Origin of the sequence: Gemmatimonas sp. (genome assembly GCF_044345575.1) — a bacterium.
GTDB lineage: Bacteria > Gemmatimonadota > Gemmatimonadetes > Gemmatimonadales > Gemmatimonadaceae > Gemmatimonas.
Genome location: NZ_JBIJAW010000066.1, coordinates 1 through 13,186, shown reverse-complemented (window position 1 = coordinate 13,186; position 13,186 = coordinate 1). Strand labels below are relative to the sequence as shown.

The 13,186-nt window shown below is 67.0% G+C and carries 11 protein-coding genes and 1 pseudogene; 3 read left to right on the top strand and 9 right to left on the bottom strand.

Annotation, left to right across the window (positions count from 1 at the left end; translation table 11 throughout):
• The 7 genes and pseudogenes from ACIQ6O_RS06170 to tal all read right to left on the bottom strand — a co-directional run.
• A pseudogene (locus tag ACIQ6O_RS06170) lies at positions 1-244 on the bottom strand (hypothetical protein); the annotation flags it as partial.
• Entirely contained in the window at positions 228-752 is a 525-nt protein-coding gene (locus tag ACIQ6O_RS06165) for a YtxH domain-containing protein (RefSeq protein ID WP_396206905.1), read from the bottom strand. The gene ACIQ6O_RS06165 and the pseudogene ACIQ6O_RS06170, both read right to left, overlap by 17 nt.
• 104 nt (positions 753-856) lie before the next feature.
• Entirely contained in the window at positions 857-2,278 is a 1,422-nt protein-coding gene (locus ACIQ6O_RS06160; RefSeq protein WP_396206904.1) for a class II fructose-bisphosphate aldolase, read from the bottom strand.
• A 90-nt stretch (positions 2,279-2,368) separates the two neighbouring features.
• The gene (locus ACIQ6O_RS06155) at positions 2,369-3,757 is read right to left on the bottom strand and encodes a glucose-6-phosphate isomerase (protein ID WP_396206903.1); all 1,389 of its coding nucleotides are present in this window, start codon (positions 3,755-3,757) and stop codon (positions 2,369-2,371) included.
• Between the two features lie 2 nt (positions 3,758-3,759).
• The gene (locus ACIQ6O_RS06150) at positions 3,760-4,545 is read right to left on the bottom strand and encodes an MBL fold metallo-hydrolase (RefSeq protein ID WP_396206902.1); all 786 of its coding nucleotides are present in this window, start codon (positions 4,543-4,545) and stop codon (positions 3,760-3,762) included.
• 52 nt (positions 4,546-4,597) lie between these two features.
• Positions 4,598-6,025 (bottom strand): pyruvate kinase, encoded by a 1,428-nt coding sequence (pyk, locus tag ACIQ6O_RS06145; RefSeq protein WP_396206901.1) that lies wholly within the window; start codon positions 6,023-6,025, stop codon positions 4,598-4,600.
• A 103-nt stretch (positions 6,026-6,128) separates the two neighbouring features.
• Entirely contained in the window at positions 6,129-7,235 is a 1,107-nt protein-coding gene (gene tal / locus ACIQ6O_RS06140) for a transaldolase (RefSeq protein WP_396206900.1), read from the bottom strand.
• A gap of 140 nt (positions 7,236-7,375) precedes the next feature.
• Between tal and ACIQ6O_RS06135 the strand changes: the two genes are divergently transcribed.
• Positions 7,376-8,806, top strand: a complete 1,431-nt coding sequence (locus tag ACIQ6O_RS06135; RefSeq protein WP_396206899.1) for a S41 family peptidase — start codon at positions 7,376-7,378, stop codon at positions 8,804-8,806.
• Between the two features lie 78 nt (positions 8,807-8,884).
• Positions 8,885-9,649: a hypothetical protein gene (locus tag ACIQ6O_RS06130; protein WP_396206898.1), complete on the top strand. Its 765-nt coding sequence runs from the start codon at positions 8,885-8,887 to the stop codon at positions 9,647-9,649.
• An 82-nt stretch (positions 9,650-9,731) separates the two neighbouring features.
• Here ACIQ6O_RS06130 and ACIQ6O_RS06125 read toward each other — a convergent pair whose 3' ends face one another.
• Positions 9,732-10,670 carry a TolB family protein gene (locus ACIQ6O_RS06125; protein WP_396206897.1) on the bottom strand — a complete coding sequence of 313 codons (939 nt, stop codon included), beginning with the start codon at positions 10,668-10,670 and terminating at the stop codon, positions 9,732-9,734.
• 94 nt (positions 10,671-10,764) lie between these two features.
• Between ACIQ6O_RS06125 and ACIQ6O_RS06120 the strand changes: the two genes are divergently transcribed.
• Positions 10,765-12,783 carry an Ig-like domain-containing protein gene (locus ACIQ6O_RS06120; protein WP_396206896.1) on the top strand — a complete coding sequence of 673 codons (2,019 nt, stop codon included), beginning with the start codon at positions 10,765-10,767 and terminating at the stop codon, positions 12,781-12,783.
• Between the two features lie 242 nt (positions 12,784-13,025).
• On the opposite strand, the gene ACIQ6O_RS06115 is transcribed toward ACIQ6O_RS06120, so the two are convergent.
• Positions 13,026-13,178, bottom strand: a complete 153-nt coding sequence (locus tag ACIQ6O_RS06115) for a DinB family protein (protein WP_396206906.1) — start codon at positions 13,176-13,178, stop codon at positions 13,026-13,028.
• Positions 13,179-13,186 lie beyond the last annotated feature (8 nt).

The following is a 13,186-nucleotide window of genomic DNA, read 5'->3' as shown; positions in this document are numbered from 1 at the left end:
CGCTCGCGCTTGGCGCCTCGTTGGGGAGCAACTGCTCAACGAGCGTGGTCACCGTGATCGCCGCTTCGGACGGCTCACTTCCGAGCAGAAACGACAGCCCGGAGATGAGCAGCAGCACGAACGGCACTAACGCGAGCAGGATGTTGAAGGCCACCCCGCCCGCGAGAAAGGGGACATTGTCCTCCGCCGCCTGATTCCAGACGCGGCGGAGGATGTCCCACCACGACTCAAGCGTCGCCGGCAAACCCGTCTGCATTTCCCTCCGAGCCCTCGCGAGGCGCCCGATCATCGGCCACGTGGCCGGACTCGCCCGACGCGCCACGCCGGGCCGTGCGATCGGCATACGCACGACGCCCATCCGCATACGCGCGCTTGCCGTGCTCCACGGCACGTTCGATATCGGCCCGGGCGTCGCGGGCCGCATCGCGACTGGCGTTCACCGCCTCGTTCACCGCATCGACCCGGCTGGTCACCGCGTCCCTGGCGCGGCCGACACGTTCGTCAACGGCGGAGCGCGTGCGCTCCACACGGTCGGCGAACTGGTCGCCGAGGTCGTCGGTCATGTCCTTCACGCGGCGGCCCGCCCGGCGGGCTTCCCGCGCGATGCGCTCACGGGTTTCGCGTCCGCTCGCCGGCGCGAAGAGCAGCGCGGCACCGGCACCGACGGCGAGGCCCAGCAACAGCATGCCCACGCCATTGCCATTGTCCTTCTCGATGACGACCACACGGTCGTCGTCATAATCACGCGCCATATGCCCTCCTGTGATGTCGGGGCCGTTTGCGCGCCCCTGGGTCCCGAACCGTGGGGCGTGAGCGGCAGAACGCCACCCACGACCCACTGCTCAGTACTGATCACTCAGTCGGAAAGATCCGCGTCATCGGGCGCTGCGATGATCGTGTTCGCGCCCGTCGGCATGGCACGGTGCTGTTCCGGCATGGTGACGAACTGCTCCACGTACTTCTTCGTCCCGGCAATCCCGAGCTGCGTGAAGAGGAACGTGAACTTGGCGTCGTACGCGACGCCGAGCTTTTCGCGCAGGTCGGCGGGCAGCCCCCACAGCGTCTGCTTGAACGGGCCGATCGCCTTCTTGCGCGTCTTGTAGTAGAACTGGGCGTCCGTATCGGTCGCCTTGCGCTCGTCCTTCGCGTTCACGTCGAGCCACGCGTAGATCTCCTGCAGCAGTTCCGCCGGCAGGTGATCGAACATCATGGTCTGGAAGTTGGTCGCGAGGTGAATCTCCGCCGTCTCGCGCTTGGGGAAGTTCGAGAACGCGGCGTCGGGGAGCGTGCTGGCTCCGTGCTGCACGGCGCCGGCCATCCCGTACTTGTCGCGCCCGAGCTTCGACAACACCTCGAGCGTATCGAGATCGAGCGCCACGTCGGCGATGCTGCCGTCGGCGAGCACCACCCCGCCGTGCGACGTGCCCGACTGCACCGAGATCTTGGAGAGGCCCGCCGTGCCCGGCGCCTGCGCGGCGAGCGTGGCATTGAAGCCTTCCATGAACGCCTCGAGCTCTTCGGGCGTGCTGTTCTCCGTACCCACTTCACCGATCTCTCCACCGATGGAGATGGTCACCCCGGCCGGTTCCGCCGCTCGCACGAAGCGCGTGATGTCGACGCACACTTCGTAGTTGAGGCGCTGCTGTTCGGCGAGCGTGGGCTTGGAGAGATCCACCAGCGTGGAGGTATCCACGTCGATGTTGTAGAAGCCGGCGGCCGTGGCCTCGGTGACAAGCGCCTTCACGGCGTTCACTTCGGTGACCGGATCAACGGCGTACTTCTTGTGGTTCACCTGGAAGTGGTCGCCCTGAATGAACACGGGACCACGGAAGCCTTCACGCAGGGCGGCTGCCAGCATCACCGTGACGTACTCGGCGGGGCGCTGATCAGTATAGGCGATCTCTGAGCGCGCAATCTCGAGAATGAACGCGCCGGCTTCGAGCGCGTTGGCCGTGCGGAAGACCGCGCGCGCGGTGTCGTACGCCATGGCGCGGATGTTCATCGCCGGCACGGTGAAGCCACTGCACTTGCCTTCACCGCGCGCCACATAGAGCTCGTGGATGGAGGCGGGACGCACTCCCACCTGCTGGCCGATTTCCCAGATCACCCAGCGCGCGAAATCTCGCTCGACATCGGTGGCCGCAAACACGGCCTGACGCACGAGTGCATCCAGCTTGGAGGTGGCCAATGCCGCGACATCGTGCACATGCACGGTGCCATTGGAAACGGTCACGGCGCCGCCAACCAGCGTCGCCTGTGCACTCACAGTATCAGACATGAGGACTCGTTGAGGGTTCAAGGTGGTGCCTACGTCAAAGTTCCTACGATGGGGTCCCCGCGGCAACCGCTTGGGGAGTTACACAACCTGTTACATGCGCCAGCGGGGATCGGGCTTGGGCAGCGCATCCCATTCCGCGCGGGCCGCGTCGCTGCCGGCCCGGCCGAGCATGGCATAGGCGAACTGCTTGCCCAGCTCCACGCCGGGCTGATCGAAGGCGTTCACACCGTACAGCTCGCCCGCGTAGGCGGTGGCCAGGGCGAAGAGCTGCATGAGTGCGCCGAGATGAAAGGCGTCCACTCTATCCACATACAGCGTGGCATTGAGCCGGCCGCGCGCGGCCAGTGCGCCGGCGGTGGCGCGCTGCTCGATGTCGATGAGCTCGCCAAGCGAATGCCCACCCAGATAGCCGAGTTCGGGGATGTCGGCGTGACGCGCCGGGATTCGGCCTTCGTGCTCGCGTCCCTTCACGGCGATGAAGGTGACCGTCTTGTCCCTCGGCCCCTCCATGAACAGCTGCACCTGCGAATGCTGATCGGTGGCGCCGAGCGCCGGCAGCGGCGTGGGGCCCACGCTCGAGCCCTCCGGCGTGATCTTGCCCAGTGATTCGGCCCACAGCTGTACGAACCAGAGCGCGAGATCGCGCAGCGGGTCGGCGTAGGGCATGAGCACCTGCACGCTGCGACCGTGACACGTGTCGGCCAACCACTGCAGCACGGCAAAGGCGCCGGGGAGGTTGTGCGAGAGCTCGGCGGACTGCGCCTGTTCGGTCACGTGCGCCGCACCGGCGAGCAGCGCGCGCACGTCGATACCGATGAGCGCGGCGGGGAGAATACCCACGGGGGACAGGACCGAGAACCGGCCGCCCACGTTGGCCGGGATCTCCACCGCGGTGATCCCCTCGTCGCGAGCGATGCGGCGCAGCGCGCCCACCTGCGGATCGGTGACGAGTACGAGGTGCTGCTTCGCCGCGTCTTCCCCCACCGACTGCGCCAGCGCTTCCCGTACGATGAGGTACTGCGCCATCGTCTCCACGGTACCGCCCGACTTGGACACTGCGAGTACCAGCGTGCGTGACAGATCGAGCCGCGCGAGCGTGGCCCCGATGGTCGCCGGGTCGACGTTGTCGAGCACGTGCAGGCGCGGGAATCCGCCACGCTGCTCCTTGGTGAGCTCGTTCCAACGTGGCGGGCACAAGGCCGTGCGCAGGGCAATGGGACCGAGGGCCGACCCACCGATCCCCAACAGCAGGACATCCTCGAACTTGCCCCTCGCCTGCTCCGCCACGGCGAGCGACTGCTCCAGCAGCGGTGTGTTGGTGGCCAGCGTGAGAAACCCGAGGTCGTGGGTGCGGGCATGTACCGCCGCGTGTGCGCGCGCAAAGCCCTCAGCCGACGCGATGAACTGTGCTTCGGTAATGCCGGCGCCGTGCGGCAACGCCCCGGCCATCATGTTGGTGAAATCGAACGAAAGTGCCATGGTCACTGCTCCGGCAGCTCGACCACCAATCCGTCGTACGCGGGCATGATGCCCGGCGGCAGTTCGGCGGCGAGGTCGGCGTGGAAGTTTTCGTGGGTGAGATGCGTGAAGAAGGTGCGCTCGGCACCCACGCGCTGCGCCGTCTCCACCGCTTCGGCAATGGAGAGATGCGTAGGATGCGGTTGGCGCAGCAGGGCGTTGAGCACGAGCACGCGCACGCCCTGCAGGAGCGCGAGGGCTTCGTCAGGCAACGCCTTGGCGTCGGTGATATAAGCGAGATCGCCGACGCGATACCCCACCACCGACGCGCGGCCGTGCGGGACCGCGATAGGCATGACCGACACCCCGTTTACGTGGAACGCCGAGCCCGGGACAATGGGACGGATTGCCCCTTCGGGTCGCGTGGTGCCAGGCAATGGGCGGAACGCGGCGTCGAAGATGTACGGGAAGCGCGCCTGCAGCGTGTCGAACGTGGACACTTCGGCATAGAACGGCAGCGGGGACTCGCGTCGGATACTGAACGCGCGCAGATCATCGATCCCGTGGATGTGATCGGCGTGCTCGTGCGTGAACAGCACGGCATCGACGTTCGCGATCCCGGCGGCGACGAGCTGCAAGCGCAGTTCCGGCGGCGTGTCGATGAGCAATCGCACGCCCGTATCGGTTTCGATGACGGCACCGCAGCGGGTACGACGATCCCGGGGATCGGGCGACCGGCACACGGCACAGTCACACCCGATCTGCGGCACACCGAAACTGGTGCCGGTACCGAGAAAGACGAGACGCACGGACGTCGTCAGGCGAGACGTCCGTAACGCCCACGCCGAGGCACGGTCATGCTCAGACCGTCTCGACCTTGAGCAGGTTGGTCGTCCCCGGGACGTCAAACGGCACGCCGGCGGTCACGAGCACCCGATCACCCTTGGTCACGAGATTGAGGTCGAGCGCCTCACGCAGCGCCATGGCGACCATGTGGTCGTAGCCACGCGCGGTGGGCACGAGACGCGGCACCACGCCCCACACCAGCGCGAGCTGCCGGCACACGCGCGGTTCATCGGTGAGCGCCAGGATGGGCACACTCGGCCGATGCGACGACACGATGCGGGCGGTGAACCCACTCTTCGTGAACACCACTACGAGCGGTGCGTCGAGCATACGCACCGCCGCTACCGTGGCGGCAGCAATCGCCTCCTCGGTGTTGACACCACTGACCACGCGACGATCCAGACGATTCGCGTTGCCAGGTCGCGGACGGGTTTCGATTTCCTTGATGATGCGCCGCATCGCTTCCACGGCGAGCGTGGGGTAATGTCCCGCCGCCGTTTCGGCGGAGAGCATCACCGCGTCCGTTCCATCGAGAATGGCGTTGGCCACGTCGCTGGCCTCGGCGCGCGTGGGGCGCGGATTCTCGATCATCGATTCGAGCATCTGCGTGGCCGTGATGACCGGCCGGCCCATGCGGTTCGCCGTGGCGATGATGTGCTTCTGCGCGATGGGCACTTCCTCGAAAGGCAGTTCCACACCCAGATCACCGCGCGCCACCATGACCGCATCCGTGGCGCCCACGATCTCTTCGATGTTCTCGAGGGCCACGTCCTTCTCGATCTTCGCCACGATGAGCATCGTCTTCGGAATAAGGGCGCGCAGCTCGTCGATGTCCTGCGCGCGCCGCACGAAGCTCAACGCCACCATGTCGAGATCGCTGGCCACCGCGAACTCGAGGTCCGCCTTGTCCTTTTCCGTGAGCGACGGCGCCGACACGGCGATGCCCGGCAGATTCATGCCCTTGTTGCTGCTGAGCAAACCGCCGTGGACCACGGTGCACCACACCCGCGGCGCCTCCACGCGCGACACCACCAACTCGAAGAGGCCGTCGTTGATGAGCACCCGGTTACCCGTGGCCACATCGTGACAGAGATCGGCATACGTAATGGGGATCTCGTCACCGCTTGCCAACTCTTCGGGCACCAGCACCACGGTGCCACCCACTTCGAGTTCGCGCTTCTCGGGCAGCACCCCGATGCGAATGCGCGGCCCCTGCAGGTCGCCGAGGATGGCCACCGGCCGCCCCGCCGCCTCGGAGACCTCACGCACCAACGCGATCGTCCGCGCATGCTGCTCGTGCGTGCCGTGCGAGAAATTGATGCGGGCGACATCGAGACCGGCATCCACGAGCGCGCGGATGGCCTCCGCCGTGTTACTGGCCGGACCGAGCGTGCCCACGATCTTCGTGCGGGGGACGTGCGTGCGCTTGAAGTGTGTGGTCATGGCGTCGTGATCGGCCGCGGGTGAGGCGGCTCGCTCAGGTCCGGTGCGGGGGATGTGCATTACAGGGGCGGTGGTGGCCAAGGGACGACGGGGAGTTGGGGAGTCAGGCAGTTGCGGCAAGCGCAGCACGCTTGCGGGCAAGCCCGGCGAGCAACGTCACGAACGACTGTTCGAAGGAAGCGAGTCCCTCCGCGAGCAACGTATCGGTCACGTGCTGCAGCGAGACGCCGCTGGCCTCGAGCGCGACGAGCGCGCGCTCGGCGTCGGCGACCTGCTCGGTGACCGAGGCACGCACTTCACCGTGATCACGGAATGCTTCAAGTGTGGCCGGCGGCAACGTGTTGACGGTGTCGGGGCCGATCAGTTCCTCGACGTAGATCACGTCGCGGTAGGCCGGATTCTTCGTGCTGGTGCTGGCCCAGAGCGGCCGCTGAACGCGCGCGCCCTTGGCCGCGAGCGGCGCCCAGCGTGGACCGGAGAAGCTGGCCTGGAAGAGGCGGTACGCGAGTTTCGCGTTGGCGATGGCCGCCTTGCCCTGCAAGGCCTGCGCGTCGGGGCCCATGCCGCCAAGCTGCTTGTCGATAGCGGAGTCGACCCGGCTCACGAAGAAGCTCGCCACCGAACCGATGCGATCGATGGGCAGCCCCGCGGCCGCGCGCTGCTCGAGGCCGGCGATGTACGCCTCGATGACCCGGGCGTGAGCGGCGACGGAGAAGAGCAGCGTGACGTTGACGTTGATGCCATCGGCGATGAGCTGACGAATCGCCTCGGCCCCTTCGACCGTGCCCGGCACCTTGATCATCAGGTTTGGGCGATCGACGATCTGCCACAGGCGACGCGCCTCAGCCACGGTGCCGGCGGCATCGCGCGCCAGGTCGGGCGAAACCTCGAGCGACACATAGCCGTCCTGCCCTTCGGTACGGTCGTAGACGACACGGAAGGCATCACAGGCGTTGCGGACGTCGGTCGTGGCCAACACGAAAAAGGCCTCGCGATCGGACAGCGCCGCGTCCACCGTGGCCAGCTGTTCGTCGTAGGCCGCGCCCTCTGCCAACGCCTTTTCGAAGATCGTGGGGTTGGAGGTCATGCCGGTGAGGGCATCCTCCGCGATGCGCCGCGCGAGGTCTCCATTGGAGAGCATCGTACGGTCGATATAGTCGAGCCACAGGGACTGCCCAGCGGCGTGCAGAGCGTGAAGACGAGCGGACATGGGATCCGGTAAAGTCTCGTGAATGAGTGGTCCAGCAGTGGATGGTAATGTGCTGCACACGGCCTCGGCGAGAGCAGAGGCCGGTTGTTTCTGAAAATAGATGGTTACCCGATAGATCTACTCGAGATTAACTTGAACGCATGAACACCGCTCTTCCCGGCTTTCTGGCCTTGTTTGCGCTCACCGCCTGCGCGGGGTCAACGCGCGGAGTGGTACCGGCGGGTTCCCCGGCACCGGCGTCGGTGGCACCGGCAGATATCTCCGCCTGCGGTGGGCCGACGGGTGGCGCGGCATCGCTGGCCACGGCCCGGGTCAGCGACGGTGCCGCCGTCTTCGACACGGCGTGGTCGATCATCCAGCGCTCCCACTGGGACACCACCTTCAATGGGGTGAACTGGGGGGCGGTGCGCGACGACCTGCGCCCCAAGGCGGCGGCCGCGCAGACGCGCGGCGAGCTGCGGGACGTGCTGAGCGCGATGGTGGGGCGTCTCGGGCAGTCGCACTTCGCCATCATCCCGCAGGAGATCGCCGACGTGGCGTCGGTGGAACGGCGCGACACGGTCCGCGGGGACCGGGCAGCGGGCACCGTGGGGTTCGACACACGGCTCTGGCAATCGGCCATGATTGTGGCCGAGGTGGATACCGGCGGACCCGCCTGGCGGCAGGGAGTGCGCCCCGGGTGGGAGGTGGTGGCAATCGGTGGATGCCCGCTCGCCGACCGGCTATCACGACTGCCCGCGGCGCTCGAACTCCGGCGTCGTTCGCTCATGGCGTGGCAGACCACCTCCGCCCTGCTCTCCGGCTTGGAGGGCGACACGCTGCGCGTGACCTTTCGCGACGGCGTCGATACGCGGCGCACCCTGGCGGTGCCGCTCGGACCGGTGTCCGGGACCATCACCAAGTTCGGCAACCTCCCGCCCGTGGCGGCGAATCTCACATGGCACCGGGTCCAGCGTGACGGTCGTACGGTGGGTGTGATTCGCTTCGACATCTGGATGCCGGTGCTGGCGGCACAATTCGATGCGGCGATCGATTCCCTGCGATCGACGGACGCCATCGTCCTCGATGTGCGCGGGAACCTCGGTGGCGTTGGTGGCATGTCGATGGGCTTTGCGGGACACTTCCTCGACAGCGCCTCGTCGCTGGGGGAGATGCAGCAGCGCGGCGGCTCCATGTTCTTCCGGGCCAATCCCCGTCGCGTGGACACCCGCCTGCGCGCGGTCACACCGTTCAGCGGCCCGCTGGCACTCGTCGTGGACGCCCAATCGGCCAGTACCACTGAAGTCTTCGCAGGCGGCCTGCAGGCGCTCGGACGCGCGACCGTGTTCGGTGCCCTCACCGCCGGTCAGGCTTTGCCCTCGATCCCGGAAAAACTGCCCAACGGCGATGTCCTGTATCACGCCGTTGCCAATTTCGTCGGCCCCACCGGGAAACCGCTGGAAGGCAACGGGGTCACACCGAATCAGGTGACCCCGATCGATCGTCGGGCGCTCTTGCGTGGAACGGATCCCGCGCTCGACGCCGCGATTACGTGGGCAGCGCAGCGTGCGCCGCGGCGTCTGCACCCTTGAACCACTCGCGCGACGCCCTGTCGCACGACCATGATTCGCATGTTAAACAATCATCACGTTCCATTCAGGAGAATTCTCATGTTCCTGCAGCATACCCTGCGTTCCGCCGTTGCCGCGACCGCGGCCTTTCTGCTGGCGACGCCCGCTGCGAATGCCCAGCCGCTCCCCACGGCGGCTGAGATCGTGGCCAAGCACGTGGCGGCCGTCGGCGGTAAGGACGCGATCGCCAAGATCACGTCGGTAAAGCAGACCGGCGCGATGGAGATCACCGCCGCCGGCATGACCGCGGATCTCGAGATGGTGATCGTGGCGCCCAACAAGCAGTCGATGAAGATCAGCCTTCCCGGCTTGGGCGAGATGCTGCAGGGGACCGACGGTAACGTGGTGTGGTCGGTGAACCCGATGCAGGGCGCGCGTCTGCTCGAAGGCAAGGAAGCGGCGCAGATGAAGGAGCAGGCGGACTTCGCGGCGAACATGCTCTTCGCCGCCGAAAAGTTCTCCTCGATGACGAACGAAGGCATCGTGGACTTCGCCGGTGAGAAGGCCTACAAGATCAAGATGGTGCGCAAGGACACGAACACCGAGTCGTGGAACTATTTCTCGGTGGCGAGCGGCCTGCAGATCGGCAGCGAAGCCACGCTGCAGTCGGAGATGGGCACGATGACCACCAGCACCACGATCGCCGACTACAAGCAGTTCGGCCCGATCAAGATGGCCACGCGCAGCGAAATGATGACGGGTCCGCAGAAGATGGTGCTCACCATCAAGAACGCCGAATTCAACACGCTCGGCGCCGACGGGGTGAGCGTGCCGGCCGCGGTGCAGCCGCTCATCAAGAAGTAAGCGGCAGCTGGCCGGCGGTGCTCGTGGCGCCCGTGATCCCCGTGATCACGGGCGCCATCGCGTATGCGAACCGACGCCGTGGCTATCGGGCCGGATCGGCCACCAACGCCAGCATCGTCGCATCGGGACCCACCGCCAGCCGCGTGATGTTCCGCAACCCGGCGCCCGCATAGTCGGCGATCTCCGTCCAGCCGGTGCTCCCGCGCGTCCAGCGCAGCAGTTTGCTGCCGCTTCCCACGAGCAGCGTGTTGCCATCAGTCCAGGCCACGTCTTCGCTCCCCGCGGGTAAGGCCACCAGCGGCGTAAACGTGCGGGTCGCCGGATCGAACTCCATGACCTGCCAGGGTGCGCTGCCTTTCTGCACGATGCTCGCGCGTGTGGTGCCGGGAATGCGATGGAGCGAGCGACCGATGTTGCGCCCGACAATCTCCGTGCGCCCCGTGCCGTGGTACCCCATCTGCATGGTGACCGGGGTGCCGAGGACGAACAGCACCCACGTGGAGTCGGTGGGCTGCGCGAAGTAACCCACGGGTTTCGTGTTGGCGAAGAGCACCTGCTCCGGCGTGCCGTCGAACGGGACGCGCCAGAGGCGCTGCGTTGAGTCGCGCTCCACGCGAATCACCGTGATCCCACGACCATCGGTCGTGGGAAACGCCGAATACTCGCTTTCGGGCGCCGTGGTGGTGACACGCGTGGTGGTGTTGGCGCCGATCTCGAACCGATAGATGTCGGCCTGGGCGTCGTCGCGTGTGGAGGTGTAGAACACGCTGCGCCCGTCACGCGAGAACGCCGGCTGATTGTCGTAGCCGGCCCGGTTGGTGATGTTGCGCGGCGTTCCCGCCGCGAGGGCAGCCCCCTGGCCCGCGAGCGGCACGAGATACACTTCCGATGCCGGTGCCGGTGGGGAGGTGCGAGGGATACCGGGCTGCGCCGGCAGGGCGCGGCTGGGCAGGAGGAACGGGGCCGTACAGACGAGCGCAGCCGCACCGGTGCGGAACGTACGACGGAGAGTCGAGTACATGGCGAAAACGAGGCAGTGTGGGACGCGCGACGGACGCCGGAAGGTACGGTGCAGACGTTGCGCCCGCTGCCCCGACGCGACTAGCCTCACGGGTATGCGTGTCTTTTCGCTTCTGTGCGCACTCATGCTGTCCGTGGCGCTGGCGGGATGCAGCGACAGCCCCACGCAGTCGGCACCGCCCCCCTCCCGCATCGTGTCGCTGCAGGTGTCACCGGCATCGGTGAACCTGCCCGCTGGTGAACAGCAGACGCTCGGTGTGGAGGCGCGTGATGCGGCCGGTGCCGTGTTGTCGTCGCCGGTCATCGAATGGCGCAGCGACGCTCCCGCGGTGGCATCGGTCAATGCGAGTGGGGTGGTACGTGCCATCGCCCCGGGGAGCGCGCGCATCACGGCCAATGCCGCGGGCGTGAACGGCCCGCTGTCGGCGCTGGTGACCGTGGTCGTGACGGCCGACGTGCCCGACATCGTGTCCTGGCGTACTGCGCGGGCGGGGCTGTCCGACGTGACGCTGCTGGGCGCCTGGGACGACGGCGCCGGCACGACCTACGCCGTGGGACAGAACGGTGGGGTGCTTCGCTCTCGCAACGACGGCCCATGGGAGGTGGTCCCGGTGGGGACCACCGAAACCATCGTGGGTATCTGGGGCAGTTCGCCCACCGACATCTGGATGGTGGGGACCAACGGGCTCGTGCTGCGTGGCAACGGGACCACCTTCACCCCCGTTCAGACGGGAAGTACCAACACCTTCCTCGAGGTGTGGGGGCTATCGGCCACCGACGTGTACATCACCGGCGATCGCGGCATCGTGCTGCGCTGGGATGGCACCCGCTTCGAGCCGTTGGTGACGGGCGTGACCGACGAACTGTGGGGGATCTGGGGCCCCAATGCCACCACCCTCTTCGCGGTGGGCAACAACGGGACCATCCTGCGCTACAATGGCAGCAACTGGACGCGGCAGGCGGTCCCCGATGGCGTGCCCTTCTTCGATGTGTGGGGCACGAGCGCGGGGAACGTGTTCGCGGTGGGGGTGCAAGGGACAGTCGTGCGCTTCGACGGCGTGCAGTGGCAGCGCATGCCCACGCCGGGCGCGGCCAATCTGTTCGCCCTGCGCGGCCGGGCGTTCAACGATGTGTACGCGGTGGGCAATGCCGGGGCCACGTATCATTTCGATGGGACATCGTGGCGCACCCTGACCCTGGGCATCGGTCCCAACCTGCGCGCCGTGGCGATTCGTGGTGATGGCTCGCTGCGTCTGGCCGGGTGGTACGGCACGGTGATCACGCTGCGCGGGACGGGCACGGCCGCCACCGCCGTGGTGGAGACCAGCGCCCCACCGTTGCTCTCGGCCTACGGCAGCGGCGGCACGATGTTCGCCGTCGGATTCGGCGGCACGGTGCTGCGGCGACAGGGGAGCCAGTGGATCACCGAACGCGTGCCGTCCGCAAACGATCTCTTCAGCATCAACGGCAATGGGCTCACCGACATCGTGGCGGTGGGCGACACCGGGAGCATTCTCCGGTACGACGGGGCGTCGTGGCGCCGCGACGTGTCACCGGTCACCGGTGTACTGCGCTCCGTGTGGAGCGGTGGTGGCCAGCATGTGATCGTAGGGGAACGCGGCACCATTCTGCGCTCGAATGGCACGGCGTGGAGCCCGCAGCAGAGTGGCACCCAACGTTTTCTTCGCGCGACGTGGGGCACCGACCCACAGAACGTGTGGGCGGTAGGTGACAGCGGCACGGTGCTGCGCTTCGATGGCGGCCAGTGGCGAAGCGTGAGTGTACCCACCCAGAGCCGTCTCCGCGCCGTCTGGGGGAGCGCCGCCAACGATGTCTTTGCCGTGGGCGATACCGGTACCGTGCTGCGCTACGACGGGATCGCGTGGCGCGCGTTTCCCCGCCCCACCGCCCGCGACCTGCGTGCGCTGTGGGGACGCGGCCCCACGGAAGTGTACGCCGTGGGCGACAGTGGCACGGTCCTGCGCTATAACGGCGTGACGTGGAAGATCCTCACCGCGCCCTGGAAGAGCATCGTGTACGCACTCTTCGGGGGGCCGGGGGCGGGAAGCGTGACGGGAGTGGGCGAAGGCGGGCGGATCTTCGAGTCCAACTGAGGGCTGCATTCTCCGAGCTTAGAATCGAGACCCGAGACCCGAGACGCGAGCGGGAGAGTCGAGCTCGCAGGAACAAGACGTGCGCCCGGATAGAAGTGAGAGCCAGCTTTCCAGAGGCGAGAAGCGAGTGCATGCCTTCTCGCTTCTCCATTCGAGAACGCGGACGTCTCACTTCTATCCGGGCCCACTTCTCCCGCTGGGCGTTCGAATCTCGTCCTCGCCGCTCGGATCTCCCGTCTCCGTCAGGCGCGCGCCGCCCGGTAGTGCTCGCGGTAATTGCGGATGTGCGCGATGTGGTGGTCCCCATGCCACGCATACATTGCCGCCACGTCGTCCAGGCTCATCCACCCGTTCTCCGGGTGCAGGACGCGGCGCGCGAACTGGTCGGGACTCATGGACGCCA